This is a genomic window from Hymenobacter sp. R533113 (assembly GCF_056835965.1).
Genome location: NZ_JAKWBD010000001.1, coordinates 603,629 through 623,262 on the forward strand (window position 1 = coordinate 603,629; position 19,634 = coordinate 623,262).

20 protein-coding genes are annotated in these 19,634 nt (G+C 42.8%); 19 read left to right on the forward strand and 1 reads right to left on the reverse strand.

Annotated elements, in window-relative coordinates:
* Positions 1–6: 6 nt before the first annotated feature.
* The 16 genes from MKZ35_RS02790 (at position 7) to MKZ35_RS02865 (ending at position 15,922) form a co-directional block, all read left to right on the forward strand.
* Positions 7–804: a hypothetical protein gene (locus tag MKZ35_RS02790; protein ID WP_482512281.1), complete on the forward strand. Its 798-nt coding sequence runs from the start codon at positions 7–9 to the stop codon at positions 802–804.
* Positions 750–1,508: a DUF6056 family protein gene (locus MKZ35_RS02795; RefSeq protein ID WP_482512254.1), complete on the forward strand. Its 759-nt coding sequence runs from the start codon at positions 750–752 to the stop codon at positions 1,506–1,508. The genes MKZ35_RS02790 and MKZ35_RS02795 overlap by 55 nt, the downstream gene beginning before the upstream one ends.
* A 266-nt stretch (positions 1,509–1,774) precedes the next feature.
* Positions 1,775–2,716, forward strand: a complete 942-nt coding sequence (locus tag MKZ35_RS02800; RefSeq protein WP_482511695.1) for a glycosyltransferase family 2 protein — start codon at positions 1,775–1,777, stop codon at positions 2,714–2,716.
* 75 nt (positions 2,717–2,791) lie between these two features.
* Positions 2,792–3,901: a DegT/DnrJ/EryC1/StrS family aminotransferase gene (locus MKZ35_RS02805; protein ID WP_482511696.1), complete on the forward strand. Its 1,110-nt coding sequence runs from the start codon at positions 2,792–2,794 to the stop codon at positions 3,899–3,901.
* Positions 3,902–4,102: 201 nt separating this feature from the next.
* Positions 4,103–5,218 (forward strand): GDP-mannose 4,6-dehydratase, encoded by a 1,116-nt coding sequence (gene gmd, locus MKZ35_RS02810; RefSeq protein ID WP_482511697.1) that lies wholly within the window; start codon positions 4,103–4,105, stop codon positions 5,216–5,218.
* Between the two features lie 30 nt (positions 5,219–5,248).
* Positions 5,249–6,184, forward strand: coding sequence for a GDP-L-fucose synthase family protein (locus MKZ35_RS02815; protein ID WP_482511698.1), 936 nt, complete (start codon positions 5,249–5,251; stop codon positions 6,182–6,184).
* Positions 6,185–6,279: 95 nt separating this feature from the next.
* The gene (locus MKZ35_RS02820; protein ID WP_482511699.1) at positions 6,280–7,182 is read left to right on the forward strand and encodes an ABC transporter permease; all 903 of its coding nucleotides are present in this window, start codon (positions 6,280–6,282) and stop codon (positions 7,180–7,182) included.
* 77 nt (positions 7,183–7,259) lie between these two features.
* Positions 7,260–8,531, forward strand: a complete 1,272-nt coding sequence (locus MKZ35_RS02825; RefSeq protein WP_482511700.1) for an ABC transporter ATP-binding protein — start codon at positions 7,260–7,262, stop codon at positions 8,529–8,531.
* A gap of 5 nt (positions 8,532–8,536) precedes the next feature.
* Positions 8,537–8,791, forward strand: coding sequence for a WxcM-like domain-containing protein (locus MKZ35_RS02830; protein WP_482511701.1), 255 nt, complete (start codon positions 8,537–8,539; stop codon positions 8,789–8,791).
* Between the two features lie 340 nt (positions 8,792–9,131).
* Positions 9,132–10,016: a transposase gene (locus MKZ35_RS02835; protein WP_482511702.1), complete on the forward strand. Its 885-nt coding sequence runs from the start codon at positions 9,132–9,134 to the stop codon at positions 10,014–10,016.
* Positions 10,017–10,094: 78 nt separating this feature from the next.
* Positions 10,095–10,976, forward strand: a complete 882-nt coding sequence (locus MKZ35_RS02840; RefSeq protein ID WP_482511703.1) for a hypothetical protein — start codon at positions 10,095–10,097, stop codon at positions 10,974–10,976.
* Between the two features lie 224 nt (positions 10,977–11,200).
* Entirely contained in the window at positions 11,201–11,653 is a 453-nt protein-coding gene (locus MKZ35_RS02845) for a glycosyltransferase (RefSeq protein ID WP_482511704.1), read from the forward strand.
* A gap of 36 nt (positions 11,654–11,689) precedes the next feature.
* Positions 11,690–12,661, forward strand: a complete 972-nt coding sequence (locus MKZ35_RS02850; protein ID WP_482511705.1) for a glycosyltransferase family 2 protein — start codon at positions 11,690–11,692, stop codon at positions 12,659–12,661.
* A 22-nt stretch (positions 12,662–12,683) separates the two neighbouring features.
* Positions 12,684–13,625: a glycosyltransferase family 2 protein gene (locus MKZ35_RS02855; RefSeq protein ID WP_482511706.1), complete on the forward strand. Its 942-nt coding sequence runs from the start codon at positions 12,684–12,686 to the stop codon at positions 13,623–13,625.
* A 61-nt stretch (positions 13,626–13,686) separates the two neighbouring features.
* Positions 13,687–14,814, forward strand: coding sequence for a glycosyltransferase family 4 protein (locus tag MKZ35_RS02860; protein ID WP_482511707.1), 1,128 nt, complete (start codon positions 13,687–13,689; stop codon positions 14,812–14,814).
* A 55-nt stretch (positions 14,815–14,869) separates the two neighbouring features.
* The gene (locus MKZ35_RS02865) at positions 14,870–15,922 is read left to right on the forward strand and encodes a glycosyltransferase family A protein (RefSeq protein ID WP_482511708.1); all 1,053 of its coding nucleotides are present in this window, start codon (positions 14,870–14,872) and stop codon (positions 15,920–15,922) included.
* Positions 15,923–16,001: 79 nt separating this feature from the next.
* Here the strand turns inward: MKZ35_RS02865 and MKZ35_RS02870 are convergent, their stop codons facing one another.
* Positions 16,002–16,958 carry a glycosyltransferase family 8 protein gene (locus MKZ35_RS02870; RefSeq protein WP_482511709.1) on the reverse strand — a complete coding sequence of 319 codons (957 nt, stop codon included), beginning with the start codon at positions 16,956–16,958 and terminating at the stop codon, positions 16,002–16,004.
* A gap of 460 nt (positions 16,959–17,418) precedes the next feature.
* On the opposite strand from MKZ35_RS02870, the gene MKZ35_RS02875 reads away from it, so the two are divergent.
* The 3 genes from MKZ35_RS02875 to MKZ35_RS02885 all read left to right on the forward strand — a co-directional run bounded on the left by MKZ35_RS02875 (position 17,419) and on the right by MKZ35_RS02885 (position 19,630).
* Positions 17,419–17,733 (forward strand): hypothetical protein, encoded by a 315-nt coding sequence (locus MKZ35_RS02875; protein WP_482511710.1) that lies wholly within the window; start codon positions 17,419–17,421, stop codon positions 17,731–17,733.
* Positions 17,734–17,768: 35 nt separating this feature from the next.
* Positions 17,769–18,368, forward strand: a complete 600-nt coding sequence (locus MKZ35_RS02880) for a glycosyltransferase family 8 protein (RefSeq protein WP_482511711.1) — start codon at positions 17,769–17,771, stop codon at positions 18,366–18,368.
* A gap of 68 nt (positions 18,369–18,436) precedes the next feature.
* Positions 18,437–19,630 carry a glycosyltransferase family 4 protein gene (locus tag MKZ35_RS02885; RefSeq protein ID WP_482511712.1) on the forward strand — a complete coding sequence of 398 codons (1,194 nt, stop codon included), beginning with the start codon at positions 18,437–18,439 and terminating at the stop codon, positions 19,628–19,630.
* The last annotated feature ends 4 nt before the right edge of the window (positions 19,631–19,634 follow it).

Sequence of the window (19,634 nt, forward strand, 5' to 3'; positions counted from 1 at the left end):
ATCCTGTTGAGTTCTTTAAAAAGTAACGTACTGCGTTTAACTACTTCTAGGTCACTAGAATGGACCTTGCTGATTGTCTCATTGCTGCCGTTCTTTCTGATCAGTGTATTTAATCAACCAACGGATGATGACTTTCATGATGCCAGCCGAGGACTAACTGACGATTTTCTCACTTACCAGAAGGTGTTGTATACTGCCTGGACAGGGCGTTATACCGGCAATCTATTATATGCGTTGGGTTATCGAATGCCCGACTTAGATTCTTGGTTGCTCATAATCAAGCTTGCACCAGTGTTTTGGCTGTTATCTCTCATTGGTGCCAGCTATTTCGCCTTGAAGGCTATCTTACCATCTATTGGGCGTGAAGTAGCCATACGTTTTGCTTTGTGGGGGGTATTGTTGCTCGTGTACGGAATGCCCCTGTTAGCTAGCGCGATATATTGGTATTGTGGGGCCGTGGTATACACTATCGGGAGTATACTGACGCTAGTAGTGGCTGGGGCTGCAGGTCACGCCCTTCGCGCCACTACAACTTCTGCGCGCTTAGGCTGGGGAATACTAGCTGCTATAAACATGATAGCTTTACTTGGCTGCAATGAAGTTTACGTTGGTGGCGTGGCTTGTGCGCTAGGAGTTATTATGCTGCTGGCTCACCGCCGAGCGCGCGCTGTTACTTATTTCTGGATACTAGCATTAATCTTGGGGGGGCAACTGTCATCTTGGCACCAGGCAATTTTCGCCGCGCTGCGATGGAGACATCAAACGTGGCCCAATTCAGCGTCAGTCGGTTATTTACTGTTGTAGTTAAGGACCTTTACCTTACACAATCTCACTGGGCGAGTTGGAGTAGCAATGCCATATTGTGGCTAGCTACTATCCTGTTTCTCCCGGTAGCATTACGTGTTCATGCTACCTATTTACCCTCGGTTACGAGCAGGAAAACATTCGCTTATCCCCACTCCTTGTTACTGATTATAGGGGCCCTTTGCGGTTTTATGTTGCTAATGGGGCTTCCTACGTTGTGGATCAGTAATGATGTTCCGCAGCGTATTTGGAACTACACTTACTTTTTGTTCTTGCCAACGTGGTTCTTGCTGATCTACTACTTAGTCAGCATTAATTCAGCATGGCACCCGTTTATAAACTCAATGCGACCTGCGTTTTTGGGGGGCTTGCGAATATTATTCTTTTTCCTGGTTCTTACCAGTCATAGAAGTGCGGTAAATCGGGCTTATATTGATTTAGCGTTTAAGGCTAATCAGTACGATCAAGCATATAAGGCTCGCTACGCGGCCATGCGAAAGGCACAGAAAGAAGGTAAAACCACGGTGTCCTTGTCCCCCCTCGTCGAACAGGAGTATCAATATCCACTCACTATCTTCCTGCATGACCTAAGCCCGGAGGTCGGCAATATTGCTAATACAGGTTTGGCTTCTTATTTCCAGCTTGATTCGGTTTACCTCTCGCACACACCAGTACCGGTCGTTCGGCATTTGCAAGACAATTGATCTTATGTATAAAGGACAAGAAGTCAAGCGGTTTGGTATTATGATCAAGTAAATCGATGTCGAATCGGCTATTGTCCTACGAATAGCTGTACTGAAGATAGTTATAGGAAGAATGCCAACTCACAAAACCCTGCAACTCAAATTAAAACAAGCAGTAGCCGCTATTACATCTTATCTCTAATTAATTTTGACCAAAATTAGATCTTGATGGCGACGCAAGTCAAGGCTTGTCTCAATAGCGAATCCATACGTTTTAGGACCACATCATGCCCAAGCTTTCGGTAATTATTCCCTGTTATTTCAATGAAGAGAATATTCCTATCACGGTGCGGGAGTTGGTTGCTAATGAAGCGCGGTTCCCTGCTGAGGTTAGCTTTGAGTATGTATTTGTAGACGATGGATCACGAGATAAGACCCTGCAAGCACTACTTACGGCCCGAACACAGTATCCCGACCGCATCCGGGTAATAGAACTAGTAAATAATGTAGGCTCATACAATGCGATTGTGGCCGGCATGGCCCACGCTACCGGCGACTGCATGGCTGTTATTACCGCCGATATGCAGGACCCGCCGGAGCTGATGGTGCAGATGTATGCTCATTGGCTGAAAGGCTTCAAGTTAGTTATTGGCAATCGGCAAGACCGTGAGGAAACGGGTCTGGCGAAGACCTTTGCCGAAACTTTTCATTGGTTGATGAAGCACTTAGCCCTTAACAATATTCCCGATGGGGGCTTCGACTTTGTTTTCTTTGACCGACAAGTGGCCAATGAGGTGCTGAAGATGCATGAGCGAAACAGCAATGTGTTTTATCTCATGGTATGGCTGGGTTACACATACGTGAATATTCCATATGTACGCCGCAAGCGGGAGGTAGGCAAGTCGCGCTGGACCCTGCAGAAAAAGATCAAGCTATTCATCGATTCTTTACTCTCATTTTCCTACTTCCCCATCCGGGCCATTTCGGTAGTAGGACTGGCACTAGGGTTAATTGCCTTATTATTTGGGCTATATGTAATTGGCCTGAAGGTATTTGCCCCCCAAGGCCCTGCCGGCTGGACGACGCTAATGGTGGTGGTATTATTTGTGTCAGCTTTTCAAATGATTGCCTTAGGTGTAATCGGTGAATATGTCTGGCGCGGCCTGGATGCCTCCCGTAGTCGTCCATTATATGTGGTTAAAACCACCTATGATGCTACGCAAGCATAAGTAGCAGCTGTTGACTTGTTGTTTACTATCTATCTACCTACCTAATCTCTAAACAGAGATTTCTACTAACTGCTCATGACCATTCCTTTCTTGTCTTTTGCCCCCCAGCACGATCCTATTCGAGAAGATATCCTTGCTGCTATTGCCAACGTCTATGATAAGCAGTGGTATGTATTAGGTGACCAGGTAAAAAGCTTCGAAACGGCTTATGCTGATTTCAATCAGGTGCGTCACTGTATTGGAGTCGCGAATGGGCTTGATGCTTTACATCTGGCGCTGGTGGCTTTAGAGGTGGGTCCGGGTGATGAAGTGCTGGTTCCTAGCAACACTTATATCGCTACCTGGCTTGCTATTTCTTTTGTTGGTGCTACTCCAGTGCCAGTAGAGCCCAACCCGGCCACCTATAATATAGATCCCGCACGATTGAAGGCTGCCATTACACCTCGCACGAAAGGAATTATGCCTGTTCACTTATATGGACAAGCTTGCGAAATGGGTCCTATTATGGAAGTGGCCCAACAACATGGCCTTTGGATAGTGGAAGACAACGCGCAGGCGCAGGGCGCTACCTGGCAAGGAGGAGTTACCGGGAGCTTTGGTGCTGTAAATGGTACTAGTTTTTACCCTGGAAAAAATCTGGGTGCGCTCGGCGACGCGGGTGCCGTTACTACAAATGACGATGCACTGGGGGGCAAAATTCGAACGCTGCGTAACTATGGCTCTCAAAAGAAGTACTACAACGAAGTGATTGGCCACAACTCTCGGCTCGATGAGTTGCAGGCTGCAGTGCTTAGCGTAAAGCTTCCTCACCTGATGGAGTGGACGCAGCAGCGGCAGGCAGTAGCTGAACTATACGATCAACACCTTGCTGGCTTAGGAGATTTAGTCTTGCCGACTGTAGCCGACGGGGCCACGCACGTGTACCACTTATATGTGGTTCGCACTGCCCACCGCGACGCCCTGCAAGAGTACTTGCAAGCGCATCAGATAGGCACGCTGATTCATTATCCTGTGCCTCCGCACCGCCAGCAGGCATACGAGCACTTGGCCATCCAGGAGGGAAGTTATCCGATTGCTGAGGAGTTGGCTCGTACTTCCTTAAGCTTGCCCATGTGGCCCGGCATGCAGGAAGAACAGGTCAAAGCAGTAGCGGAAGCTATCGACAGCTTTTTCAATTCCCTGTAAGAGGCAAGTGGTATAAAGAGCTTGTCTGTCAAGTCTGTATAGCCTATTGACAGCTCACAGGCAACCTTTAAAATCAATACCTAGTAAAAGGCGCCTATCTTTGCTCCTTCTTCTTAAAGCTCTGTAAATCAGCTGCACTGTAAAGCTGTCAAGCTAGATACAACTTTTGATTACATAAAATTTGACCCAAATTTATCATATATGAAGCGTGCTTTAATAACCGGTATTACCGGTCAGGATGGATCTTATTTAGCCGAGCTGCTGCTAAGCAAAGGCTACGAAGTTCACGGCATCAAGCGCCGGTCTTCTCTCTTCAATACCGAGCGTATTGATCATCTTTATCAAGACCCACACGAGAAGAATGTGCATTTCAAGCTGCACTACGGTGACCTGACGGATTCTACCAATCTTATTCGGATTGTACAGGAAGTGCAGCCTGATGAGATTTATAATCTCGGTGCTATGTCACACGTGAAAGTATCGTTCGACACGCCCGAATACACCGCCGATGTGGATGGTATTGGAACGCTCCGTTTGCTCGAAGCCGTTCGCATCCTGGGAATGACTAAGAAAACCCGGATTTATCAGGCCTCTACTTCTGAGTTGTATGGCTTGGTACAGCAAGTGCCCCAGTCAGAAACCACCCCGTTCTACCCCCGCTCACCTTATGCCGTAGCGAAGCTGTACGGCTATTGGATTACTGTAAACTACCGCGAGGCCTATGATATGTATGCCTGCAATGGTATACTTTTCAACCACGAGAGCCCCTTGCGCGGCGAAACCTTCGTGACGCGCAAAATCACGCGTGCCGTTGCCCGCATTGCCCTTGGCTTGCAAGAGAACCTGTACCTGGGCAACCTAGACGCCAAGCGCGACTGGGGCCACGCTAAGGATTACGTTGAGGCCATGTGGTGCATGCTGCAGCAGGAAACAGCCGAGGATTTCGTTATTGCCACAGGTATCACAACCACCGTGCGTGAATTCGTTCGTCTTGCCTTTGCCGAAGTTGGCGTTGAGGTCGACTTCAGTGGCGAGGGAATCGAGGAGAAAGGTACGGTAGTGGCTTGCCACAACCCGGAGTACCAAGTAGCGATAGGTTCTGTTGTAGTGCACGTTGACGAGCGCTATTTCCGCCCTACCGAAGTAGAGCTGCTTATCGGTGATCCAACGAAAGCAAAGCAGAAGCTAGGCTGGGTGCCAAAATATGACTTGCAGGGCTTAGTCAAGGAAATGATGCAGTCGGATGTAGAAGGATCACGCCGCGATGAGTATCTGCGCGAAGGTGGCCACACCATTCTTAAAAACTACGCTGAGTAGCTTGAACCCTATCAGCTCAAGCATTTGCATATGGAACTGAACGCTAAAATATATGTGGCTGGCCATCGTGGGATGGTCGGCAGCGCTCTAGTGCGCCGCTTACAAGATGCTGGCTATCAAAATATTGTTGCGCGCACTTCTAAGGAGCTAGACCTACGAAATGCCGTAGCAGTTGACACCTTTTTTGCCGAAGAAAAGCCCGAGTACGTGATGCTAGCTGCTGCCAAAGTAGGTGGTATTCATGCTAATAATGTGTTTCGTGCTGATTTTCTGTATGATAATCTACAGATTCAGAATAACGTTATTCATGCCAGCTTTGTGCAGGGCGTGAAGAAGCTGCTGTTTTTAGGCTCCTCTTGTATCTACCCCAAATTAGCCCCCCAGCCGATTAAGGAAGAGTACCTACTCACTGGTACCTTGGAGTCGACTAATGAGCCGTATGCCCTAGCCAAAATTGCTGGCCTAAAGCTCTGTGAAGCCTACCGCGACCAGCATGGCAGCAACTTCATATCGGCGATGCCAACTAACCTTTATGGACCTGGCGACAACTACGATCTACAAAACTCGCATGTGTTGCCAGCCTTGCTTCGTAAGTTTCATGAAGCAAAAGAGAGTAACGCCCCGGAAGTAGAAGTGTGGGGTACAGGCACGCCCCGCCGCGAATTCTTGCACGTCGATGATTTAGCCGATGCCTGCTTGCATCTTATGCTTCATTATGAAGGCCGGGAGCCGGTGAATGTAGGTACCGGCGAAGATCTGACTATTCGTGAGCTAGTGGAGCTGGTGCGCGACACTATTGGTTACGAAGGCAACATCCGCTTCAACACCGAAAAGCCCGATGGCACTCCGCGCAAGTTGCTGGACGTATCGAAGCTGGCCGAAGCTGGCTGGCGCTATAAAATTTCGCTGCCCGAAGGAGTCCGAACAGTGTATCAGGGGACTTTTCAGCCGACATCCGTGGCCTAAGCACAGCGTTTACGAAGCGTTTCTCATGCTGTATAGTTACCTTTGTGCCCGCAAGTAGCTGCTTACGGGCGCATTTATTTACTAACTCTCCCATTTTGGATACCACAAACGTTCTAACTAAACCAGAGCAGTTGCGAGCTGAAACCGGAGCGCAGGAGGAAAGCTGGACCGAGGTAATTGAGCCTCGTACTAACCTATTGGATCTAGGTCTCAATGATGTGTGGCGCTACCGCGACCTGGTGATGCTGTTCGTGCGCCGGGATTTCGTCTCGACTTACAAGCAGACTGTGCTAGGGCCGATCTGGTTCTTTATTCAGCCCCTGCTCACTACACTTACCTACGTCGTTATTTTCGGTAATGTCGCTAAGCTTTCCACCGATGGCCTACCCATGATGGTATTCTATATGTCGGGCATCACCATCTGGAATTACTTCGCTTTGACGCTGACCAGCACGTCCACAGTCTTCCGCGACAACGCTAGTATGTTTGGCAAGGTGTATTTCCCGCGCCTGACCATGCCGCTGTCCATCGTCATTTCCAATTTAGTGCGATTTGCTATTCAGTTCGGGCTTTTTATCGCTATCTGGTTGTACTATCTACTCAAAGAGGATAGCAATATCCACCCCAACTGGCTGATAGCTCTCACGCCGCTACTAGTGGCCATCATGGGTTTAATGTCCCTGGGTCTGGGCATGATTTTTAGCTCCCTTACTACCAAGTACCGGGATTTGGCCATGCTACTGGCCTTTGGTGTGCAGCTATTAATGTATGCTACGCCGGTTATTTATCCACTATCTAGTATCACTGATAAGTACCGCTATCTGATTTTAGCTAATCCAATGACGTCTATCGTCGAAACCTTTCGGTATGCGTTTCTAGGTTCGGGTACCTTTAGTTGGAGTTACTTAGGCTACAGTGTGCTCTTTACAATTGTTATTCTACTGATCGGCACTATTATATTCAACAAAGTACAGAAGAGCTTTACCGATACGGTATAAAGCCATACTCCCTGTTCAATTTTGGGAGTTGTCTACCTTTCAGAAGGACCAGTCCAACAGAGAAATTAAGATTTTAGATGAGTGACATTGCTATTAAGGTTGAGAATCTAGGTAAGCTCTACCGCTTGGGAGAGATCGGTACTGGCACCCTTAGCCAGGATATCAACCGTTGGTGGGCTCAGGTACGCGGCAAAGAAGACCCTTTTACCAGAATAGGTGAAACTAACGACCGCACTACTAAGGGTAACAGCGACTATGTATGGTCGCTGAAAGACGTCAGCTTTGAGGTAAAGCAGGGCGAGGTGTTGGGTATTATTGGCCGCAATGGCGCGGGTAAATCCACGTTGCTCAAAATCCTCTCAAAAGTAACGGCCCCTACCACGGGTAATGTTAAAGTGAGAGGGCGTATTGCCTCATTGCTGGAAGTTGGTACCGGCTTTCATCCTGAGTTGACAGGTCGTGAGAATATCTTTCTGAACGGTGCCATTTTGGGCATGAGTAAAACCGAAATCCGCAGTAAATTTGATGAGATTGTGGATTTTTCCGGTGTGGAGCGTTACATCGACACACCCGTAAAGCGCTACAGCAGCGGTATGTACGTGCGATTGGCCTTTGCTGTGGCCGCTTTTTTGGAGCCAGAGATACTAATTATAGATGAGGTGCTGGCCGTAGGCGATGCGGAGTTTCAGAAAAAGTGTCTGGGCCGTATGAAGGATGTCAGTGTTAAAGACGGACGAACGGTCTTATTTGTAAGCCATAATATGGCAGCCGTAAAACAGCTGTGCGACAGGGGAGTAGTGATGCGGCAAGGCAGCACGGTTTTCGAGGGAAGTCAGCTGGAAGCGGTCAATTATTACCAAAGCTCCAGTAGTACTAACTCATATTTTGAGCATACGGGGTCTATGGAGGATGCACCAGGCAATAGTAATATTAGAATACTGAAATTCAAAGTAGAGCCGTTGCAAGGAGACACCCTTTCAATTTCTTCGGGGCTTGAGTTCGAACTGACTTTTTATAATGAAAAAGAAGGGATAAATCTTGACGCCACCTTTGAACTACGTAATCTGGATGAAGTCGCGGTTTTTCACCATGGTGCTCTTATCACCACGGAAAATAACTCAAAGAGGGGAACTTATACTGTTAAAGGGCAATTGCCTTCTATTCTAAATGCCGGCACTTACCATTTCAAAATTATGTTTGGCGAAAATCAGCGGTATTTATTGTTTTCTGCCGAAGAAATTATTCAGTTTGAAATAATAAACGAAAGCTTGGGAAGTAATAATAGTGTTCTTCCTGGCGTGATAAGACCCAGTATAATTTATAATATTTGTTTTAACTCGGAAAAATAAAGTTGATGAACGATACAGAGAAACCTTACCTGATAGAGCTAGGCAAGGTTGGTAATCCTTCCTTGGGCTACCTGACTATGGCTCAGAATAGCATGATGCCATTCGAGATTAAGCGTGTTTATTGGACTTATTATACGCCCGATGATGTAATTAGAGGGCACCATGCTCACTATGATTTACAGCAAATAATATTTTCGGTTGGTGGATTAATTGAGTTTGTGTTGGAGTATTTATCTGGTGATGAAAAATATATATTATGAATAAAACGAATATTAGTTTGTATATTCCTAAGCTTTATTGGCGTACTATTAAATTTTAACATAATGCGGTTTTGCTATGCTTGACTTCACAAGAATATATTGCTGAGGATTATATAAGAGCCTATAATTAATTCAAAGCAATAGCCAGAAAAAATGCTAGTGAGTAAAGAGTATTTCGTGCATTCTGCTGCAATAGTTGAATCTGCGGCTATAGGAAAGGGGATAAGAATATGGGCTTTTGTGCATATTTTATCAACAGGAAGCACGTTATATTTTATTAGATTTTTTATTATTTGATAATCAGTAGCTTGTGGGCATTAACAGTTCTTTTCATTTTTGTATGGCTTTCAGCATCTACCACAACCTGCGAACGGACAACCAATACAAAGCGGCAACCGGGCTAACTCAAGTTCAGTTCGACCAGCTTTACGAGCTATTCGCGCCTTTTTATGAACCCAAAATTCCGCAACCCTACCTAAAATCAAACCCGGTTTTAACCGATACACGCGAAGCCTTATTTTTTATTCTGCACTACTATAAAGCCTATCCCACGCTGCATAATATGGCCATCTACTTCGGCTTTTCTGAATTTGCGGTGAGCCAGTATTTAGAGCGACTAAAACCGTGTTTAAAAGCAGCTTTGCAAGCACAAGGCCTGACACAACGCGTTTTATTTACCAAGCAGACGCAATTTGACGACCTCTTCGCGGGTATCGACGATTTAGTCATTGACGTAACCGAAGTTCCGATTGAACGGGCTGCTAATCAGCAGCTTCAGGAGGAATTTTATAGTGGTAAAAAAAGGCACACCCTGAAATGGTTGCTCATCTGCTCGCTCAGCGGCCGGCTGTTGTGGATCAGCAAAGCCTATAGTGGCCGAACGCATGACTTCACTATTTTCAAAGAAATTTTCGCACATATAACCTTAAAAAACTATCGGATTCATGTGGATGCAGGCTTTGTGGGTATTAAAAAATTTATTAACTGCAAGTATGTTTTTATTCCTTTTAAGGCGCGAAAAAATCATCCACTCACGCCACTCGAACGTCTTATTAATCAGGTGTTGGCTCCACTTCGCGTCGTGGTGGAGAATGTCATTGCACGACTCAAATCGTTTTTCGTGCTTCGTACAACCAACCGGATGAGAAAAAAGGAAAAGCTAACCGATGCCTTCGCTTTGTGCGCCGAAGTAGCACATTTCAAGAATATCTGCTCAATCTGCTGATTATCAAATAATAAAAACTCTATTATAAGTTGATAGCTTTTAGATAAGCAAATTCTTATTTGCATAACATGTAATATTATGAATAATGCAATTAAAGAAAATCACATGGATAAAAAACTAATACATAAAATAAAATATAATAACTATTGTTATAAGTTGTTGCTTGATATAGCAAATTATTATTTTGAAAAAAGTGACTTTGAGAAAAGTATTAAGCTGATATCTAAAGCTTCTGCTTTTAGTGTTACTAATTACTGTGGTTTCTATTCAGATAGCCGTATCGAAAAAATGTTAAATCTAATTGGCAAACGAGTGCTAAATAAAGTTTATGTCAATGAGAAACTCATAGAAATACATTCACTAAGAATCCTTCATTATGCTAGTAGTTTGTATAATGTAGGGGGACATTCAAAAGTTTTAGCAAACTGGATTAAAATAGATAATAAAAATCACCATGACCTTTTTTTGGGTAGGCAAGATAATGCTATTCCAGAATATATTAGGGAAATAGTTGAAATTAATAATGGTCAAATATATTTGTATAATTCAGGTGACAGCTATTTAGATAGAATTAAAATATTCAATGCCACTTCTGCTAATTACGACTTAATTATTTTACATCATCATCCTGAAGATATAATTCCAGTAGTTGCTCTAGCATATGACAGTCAAGTACCTGTAGCAATATTAAATCATGCAGATCATTTATGCTGGGTTGGGAGTTCAATATGTGATAATTTAATAGAGATTAGAGATAATATCATAGCTTCTGATAAATTAAGACGCGCAATAAACTCATTTAGTGTTTTGCCTATTCCGATAAAAAAATCAGAAAATACGTTAGATTATAAAGAAGCTAGACAATTTCTCAAGGTCAAGGATGATGAAATTGTTTTCCTTACAATAGGTACATATTATAAGTTTAAACCGTTTAAAAACAAAAATTTTTTAAAGATATAATCGAAATTTTAGATGAAAAAATTAAATGTAAAATTTTCATTATCGGGGTAAATAATGATAGTTTATTTGCAAATATTTATAGTCATGAAAGAATAATTTTTATTAACTCAACGCCGGATATTGAAGTCTACAAAAAAGCATGTGATATTTATCTGGAGGGTTATCCGTTTAGTTCTTTTACCGCTTTATTGGAAGTAGGTATATTAAGGAAGCCAATACATTTCATGTATGATGCACCACTGTTAAATACTTATTCCCTTGCTAATTATAAAGATGAATTTAAATACTACGAAAATAAAGCCGATTGGAAAAAAGGACTGCTTACCCTTATAGATCAGCCCAATGAAAGGTTACGTATGGCAAATAATATATACAGAAATGTAATGGATAACCACACAGGTGAGGGTTGGATGAATTACTTAAGACGCTTCTATTCTAATGTATGTAACTTAAACCATACTGTGCGCAAATTACCAGAGGAAAATATTGTAATAACTAATAATGAAGTATATCTAGATATGATTATTGGAGAAAATATTAGAGTTGATATATTGCATTTATTATATGACCTTTCATTTTGGAAAAAAATAAAGTATTCGTTTTTGTTATTTAATGCGAAATTATTGCCAAATATGAGTTTTAGAGACATCCTTTGGTTTATATTTAAAGCTAAATAAATTTCTCATTCATTATAGGAAATCAAAAAACAGTTTATGCGCTTTACTCCTAAGGTTTCTGTTATCGTACCTAATTATAATCATGCAGATTATTTGCATCAGAGGATAAGCTCAATTTTGTTTCAGACTTATCAAGACCTTGAGCTTATTATTCTCGATGATTGTTCAACAGACAGTAGCCGTGACATTATTGAAAATTTCGCCCTAAAAGATTCGCGAATAGTAACGATATTTAATAAGGCTAATAGTGGTAGTGTTTTTAAGCAATGGCAGCAAGGTTTTATAAATGCGCGTGGTAAATACGCATGGATAGCAGAGAGTGATGATTTTGCTGAACCAGATTTTTTAATGACACTAGTGCCAACTTTAGAAGATGACAACGAAATAGCTTTTGCTTATACAAATTCTTGGGTAGTCGATGAACAAGATAAAGTGTTAGCTATGACTTCAGATTGGAAAAATGAGCACTTTGCTACTGAGCACTGGGCTTCAGATTTTATAATAGATGGAAGAGAGGAAATAGATAAATACCTTTCATTACAATGTACGGTCAATAACGCCAGTTCTGTTTTGTTTAGACGTAGTGCCATAGATGCTGTTGATGGAATTGATTCTTCTTTTCGTTATGCAGGTGATTGGTTAGTATACATAAAACTAGGCCTGTATGGGCGTATTGCTTATAAAGCAAACTGCTTGAGTAATTATCGAGTACACGACTCCAATGCAAGCAAAAGTTCTATCAATGACGGTAGCCAGTTGTTTGAAAGACAAAAATGTTATGCATTTATGTACAAATCAAAAAAATTAGATAGAAAAGCAAATAAATTGATGTTAGATCAAGCGAGCAAAGAATTTTTGGATTTATCTTACATCTTACTGAAAAGAGATTATAATATTGTAAAAATGACATCCATGATTTCTCAAATAAGTAAAATAAGTTTGGCTTATTATGTAATAATTCAAGCCAATAGTTTGAAGCGTATCAAGAGCTTCAGATTTAAAATCTAATCCGACTAATGATGATTTTTATATGAACTTAGTTAGTATTATCATCCCATGCTACAATTACGGTTGGCTCCTGCCCGATACATTAAATTCAGTACTCTCCCAAACCTATCAACATTGGGAATGTATCATTGTGGATGATGGTTCCATCGATGATACAAAGCAGGTTGTTGAAATTTTCATTAAGCGTGATAAGAGATTTAAATACGTTTACCAAAAGAACGGTGGTGTGTCTCGTGCACGCAATAACGGTCTGAAGCACGCACGGGGAAATTATGTTCAGTTCTTAGATGCTGACGATTTGCTTTCAGAACGTAAATTTGAGGTGCAGCTCACTTATTTGAAGAATAATCCAACAGTAGACTTAGTGTACGGACCTGTATACTATTTCGACGATGGTGATTTTGGTGCCTTTAGACAGTCATTGGATCTTTCGTATTCTCCTTGGATGCCCAATATAAGTGGACAGGGCCAAGATATGGTTTGTCGTTTACTAAAAAGTAATATAATGGTGATACAGTCACCTTTAATTAAAAAAATAAAATTTGATGAAGCTGGCTTCTTCAATGAATCGCTTCGCTACAATGAGGATTGGTATTTATGGATCAAGTGCGCTTTGATTGGTATGAACATCGCCTATAATGAGAGCCTTGATGGTCTCTCTTATGTAAGAGTACACAGAATTAGCGCGAGTCAAGATCGAATTAAAATGATTGTAGGAGAAAGGGATATGCGCCTACTTCTCAAAGCTGATCTTAAAAATCCTATTTATATCGAGGCTATTGATTATAATCAAGTAAGGATAAACGAAATAGATCATGCTTTAGGCTGTATATATTTTGCCAACAAGCAATATATCAAAGGTGTAAAAAGCTTTCTTAAGAGTGCCAAAGAGACCAAGAGTTATTACAGTAATCTGAAGCATATCTTACATCATTTTAAAATGCAGCTTTTAAGCTCAAACTAGCTTTAACTAGTTAAAGCTAGTTTGGCTAATAAAATAAAAATTAGATAAATAGATAAGCTCAATGGAAATTGCATTTGTCTCCTTAATGAAGATATTGCCCTGGGGAGGCAGTGAAGAGCTATGGTACAAAACGGCTAAACTGGCATTAGCTAATGGTCATTCTGTCTGCTCACTCACACAGCAATGGCCTGCTGTACCTAGTAAAGTTGCCGAGTTACAGCAGTTAGGTGTTGATACCCAGTTCTATTATACTTTGGGTTATCCTTCTTTCGGGGATAGAATCGCAATCAAACTGCGGCTTAAACAACGGATAGTAGAAGTAGTCCCTGACGTTGTTGCCGACATATATATTATTTCTAACGGCTCAGTTTTCGATTTTATTCATCATCAACAGACGATAGAAAGTATTATAAATAGCGGTAAACCTTATATCATGATCAGTCAGCACAATTTTGAAAATGGGAATATAGTTGTCAACTCTCAACGAAATTATGCTATCAAAATAATTCAGAATGCCGCGAAATTCTTCTTTGTGTCCGAGCGTAATCTTCGTAATGCTGAGCGCCAGGTTGCATATTCTATAGATAATGCGGAGGTTATAAGTAATCCCGTAAATATAAAAGATATATCAATTAAAGAATTCCCACACAGCGAGAAGTTATTAATGGCTTGCGTAGCCAGATTGGATTGCGCTTTCAAAGGACAGGACATCTTGTTGCAGGTATTAAGCACTGAACCGTGGATGAGTAGAGATTTTTGTTTGAGACTATATGGGTCTGGTCCTCATCTGGAGTATCTTCAACAACTGATTCAGCTATATGGCCTCCAGAATAAAGTTGCTATAGAAGGTCATGTTAGTAATGTAGACCAGATATGGGAAACCAATCAGGTACTGGTCTTGCCTTCTTTGAGCGAAGGGACACCTCTGGCCTTAGTCGAGGCTATGCTCTCCGGTAGAGCAGTATTATCGACTGATGTTGGTGATAACAGTAAGTATGTGCTTAATGGCACAACGGGATTCTTGGCAGCTACCGCTTCTGTAGAGTGTATTGCCGCTGCTTTAGAAGATTTATGGGAGCATAAAGACAAGCTACAAGTGATGGGCGAAAATGCTTTTGCTCATTCTGTAAACATTACGGATCTCCACCCAGATGAGACCTTGTTAAACTTTATTGAATTGCTAAAATAGCAGGATTAGCTATTGAGCCGTAGTAAAAGGTAGTAATGAACAATTGGTATTGCTTATGAGTCAAACAGAGCCGCCGGGGTTTTCTATAATTATCTGTACCTACAATGGTAAGACCAGACTATCACCGACTCTAAAGCATTTGGCGCTATTAGAGATACCGAAGGACTACGGTATGGAATTACTACTAATAGACAATGCTTCAACTGATGATACAGCAGCATTCACCCAAGCAGCTTGGCTAGAGCTAGGCGCTCCATTCTCGCTGACTGTACTGAAGGAGGAGCGCCCAGGTAAAGGCTTTGCTATCGAAACAGGTTATGATGCGGCTTCTTACGCATACATTCTAACTGTCGACGACGATAACTGGCTGGATAAACACTATCTGACAAAGTCAGTAGAGCTGTTCACTACTTATCCTGACGTGAGTATTTTACAAGGATTTAGTGAGGCTGTATTCGAAACAACACCACCCTCCTGGTTTGCCGACCCCCGGATGGCCAAGCAGCTTGTAGTTGGGGGGCAATTCGATAAATCCGGCTACTTTCCTGACAACCACTTTCATGTGTGGGGCGCTGGTCTGGTGATATATCAAAAAGACTGGCTTGAATTAAGGCAGCGAGGCTTCTCTTTCCTAACGAGTAAGGTTCCTGGCAAAGCTGCTGGTGAAGACTCTGAACTAGGCCTGGGTCTGTCGCTATTAGGCCGGAAGGCATATTACTCCTCTGAATTGAAATTCAAACATTTCATGCCTGCAAGCCGGCTTGAGTGGAGAAAAATCAAACAGAATTTTGATACATTTGGATACGTCAGTTATTACTTTTCCCTATATGGTGCTGTAATAGATGCTGCCAAATCAAAAAGAGTGACTAATAATTATTTAATTAAAAAATATATATTAAATGAAGTATTTAAACAATTTAAATTGCTTACTATGAAGCAACACGTTGCTTTTTGGGTAATGCCCAAGGAGGAATATTATCAACTTCTATTAGCTGAATATTACTCGCGTTTAAAATGGATATTCAAGCTTTCTGCCTCCTTGCGTGAAGATGTTAATACAATAGAAAAATGGGTAAGGCCTTTGCTAAGTGGAAACGATAAGCCATGATTAATTGGCTTTACTCATGGACTTGTACTATTAAGTGTATCTCAGGCGGTTTATACATATATATTTCTTTCTGTAAAACCTAAGCCTTAAAAATTGATTTTAATCGCCGCCAGGCTTGCCCCACCTCCGGGTAGTTGAAGTATGTTTCCAGCGCACGACTTGAAAGCAGGTGAGTAAATCCTTGCCATGATATCTTTTTGGCGGCATAGCGTTGCGCAGGAGCATAAGTTGATTGTTGCGCGTACTTTCTATATAAGAATCTGAATTTATTTTCAGAGGCCCAATGCCACGGCTTAGGGGTTCCAGTATAATGTATGATTACTTTATCAGTCAAAAAATGCTCATAATCACGCCGAGGCAGGTCGTATGGGATATATTCGTTCATTACATTATAGCGCCAATTAAGTCGATACCATGTGCCCTGGAGCAGCATATTTAAGGCGTCTTGGTCGACCCACCCCTTTACCTTATCAGGAAAACGCACGGCAATATCACAAGCTCGTTCAGTAATGCGCTGAAGTCGCCACTGAGGTAAATTAATAAGTAATACTCCCGAATTAAAATAGTCATCCCGGCTGGTGATACCTAAATCCGTGCGTAAATGCATTTCTATATCCTGGACCGCACCGATTGCGAAATTGCCTAAATCGGTGTGAAAAACATTTCTTAAGCTGCCGATAACTAATGTGTCAATATCTATATATAATAACTTGCTCAAGTTTTTAGGTACAAGGTCTGCGAAAAATAGTCGGTAGTAATTCGCTAAGGTAAAATAGGATGTTTTGTGATCTGGCAATGCGAACCCCTGAGTTGCAGCGGCATCTAAGGCATAAAAATATATCTGTCCTCCTTTTTGCTCTATAAACTTAATAAGCGCGGCGTTGTCAGGAGCCGATATTTCAGGAGCCAGAGCATGGATAGTAATAGCTAAGTCAGCATTATGATGAAAGACTGATGTTAGCAGCACATACACAAATGGTACGTAGCCCTGGTCAAAAGAAATAGCGATGTGAATATTCTCGATTCCAGGTTTCATAAAGTATTATTAATTTGAAAACATGGTTACTTGATGAGTAGTCTTTCGCAAAGATATAGGATCATTGGTTATCCAGACACACTAAACAGAGACAGTAAGAGCCTTGGACATTCGTGGGTTGGAGGAAGCACAAAGCCTTGCTTCGATTGGGTTTTGAGCACGTCAACGGTGCTGTAGGCTACTGCGGGACAATGACCGCTACTGTGATGAGCAAACGAGATTTGCCAGACTTTCTCGATGTGGTCTAATCAAGTATAGTGTCGTCTGGCTCAATACTAGTTGCCGCCCGGCCCGCGGTTATAAGTGCTTGAGAATGCGGCTGCAATAACCTCATCTTCCTGGCTTTGCTCATTCGCTGCTCACTCCAAATTGAGGCGCGGTGATCAGTACGTGGTGGACGCTAGCAATAGTATTTAGTATATTTGCGATAAGAATATCTTGAAAAACAAGTCATGCATGTATGTCTAACACTGTCGTTAATCTAGCTTTAGCATTCGATGAAGGATATATCACGCCTTTTTATGTATTGCTGACATCAGTATTCACTAATAATAAAAATAATATAATAGCTCTTCATTTAATAGTGACGGGTCTATCCAGCGCTGAGGCACTGGCTATTCGTGATTTCGTCGAAAAAAACGGTGGTAGCATTACGTTTTATGCTGTACCTGAGAGGGGGATTGATAAATTCGTCCTTCCTGATCATGAAGAAAATTATTTGAGTGCTGCTATTTATTATAGACTTTTTTCCCTTTTCTTATTGAGGAAAGAATAAAAAAACTTCTTTATATTGATGTAGATACACTGGTTTTGGGAAATCTGATTGAGCTTTTTAGCCTCGATATGCACAGCCACCCAGTAGCGGCCGTTACAGATACTGATATGCCTGTCCGTTCCGACATAGGTATTTATTCCGCCGCCGATTATTTTAACTCGGGGGTATTACTTATTGACGTTGCTAAGTGGAAAGATCAGCAAATAACTGAGCAAGCCCTGAAGATTATTCGGGAAGAACCAGAGCGCATCAAGCGTTATCCTGATCAGGATGCGCTTAATATGGTGCTGAAGGATAACTGGTATAGGCTGCCCGTCTGTTATAATCTAATGCGCCTATATGTGCCCAATGAGGTGCCGAAGCGTAAATTTGGCACTTTTCTAAAAGACCAAAAGATTATTCACTACAACGGTAAAAAACCCTGGCACAGTGACTGTGAGCACCGCTTGCGGCATATATATCATCAGTATCTGCGATTGTCACCGCGAGCTAGTGAAAACAAAATTATTAAAGTGAAGCTGTCAAAGGAGAAACGCGATAATCTCTCTCGCTCCCGAATGATGGAGTTTTATTTCGATCATCCAGAGCTAGTAGTGGTGTGGCGCAGGTTCAAATCTTTTGTTGGTAAAGGGTAGAAGGGCATCATGGCGCATGGTTATGCGGGATGTGGTACTTTTGAGCGCGTTTACTCTAACGCCCGAGCATGAATATTCTTATTTCTACCTGGTCGCTACAAGTTGGTGGTGGTGAGATTCTAGCTATGAATCTGGCGGCGGGGTTGGCCCGGCTGGGGCACCAGGTAACAATTTTCAATCAGAAGGCAGAACTGTATGACGCTGAGTTGGTAAAACGGCTGTTGCCCGCTGGCGTGCGGGTCGTGTCAATGGCTGACCGGCCTTGGCAAAGTTTCTGGGCGTACAAGCTGAACGCGCTGGGACGGCGGCTAGGCCTGCGTTATTCTGTCTACGAGCGGGTTCAGCAAGCCTATTTCAAAAGTTGTCTGAAACGCTATAGTATTGAGTTGGTTAACAGTCACGCTACCTACTCTGACCGGATGTGTGCGCCGGTAATGCGCGACACGCGGATTCCTTTTATCATTACGGAGCATGGGGAGTATACTATGTTTCTGCGGACAGGCCAGCATGATTTTGCCCCCACTTTACGACAGGCCGACGCTATCGTGGCCGTATCCGACTATTGCCGGTGTACCATGCAAGCTGCTTTGCCTGAATTACCCCCCGTACACACTATTCTCAATGGTATTCGGGTTGACGCTTTGCCAGATGCAACGGCGATGCGAGCCGCGCTTAGGATTGATGCCGATGCCTTTGTCTTCGGCATGGTAGCACGTGGTATTCCTGAGAAGGGTTGGGAGGCTGCTATCCTAGCATTTCAGGAGCTTAGTAGTCGTACTAATGACAATATTCAACTGGTACTGGTGGGCGGTAGTTCGTACCTAGATAGCTTGCGGGAACGATATCAGGAGCAAGCAGGGATTCATTTCGTAGGCCGGGTATCAAACCCGGATTTTTATATTGCCGGCTTCGACGTAGGATTATTGCCTTCTTATTTTGCTGGCGAGGCCCTGCCGCTGGCCGTTATCGAATATTTGTTTTATGGCAAGCCGGTTGTGGCTACCAATGTAGGCGGCATAGAAGAAATCATTCACGATCCGGCTCTCGGAACGGCCGGCCTCCTGACCACACTGGACCCTCTAACCCACCGGCCCGACGTGTCGGCCCTGGTCTTGGCCATGCATCGCTATACAACCGATGCCGAACTCTACGAGCATCACAGAGCAGCGGCACACGTGCTACAAGCTAAATTTGCTTTAGAAGAATGCACCCGGAAGTACGAAGCTTTATTCTGGGAATATGCGAATGCTCGTACTAATTAATTTT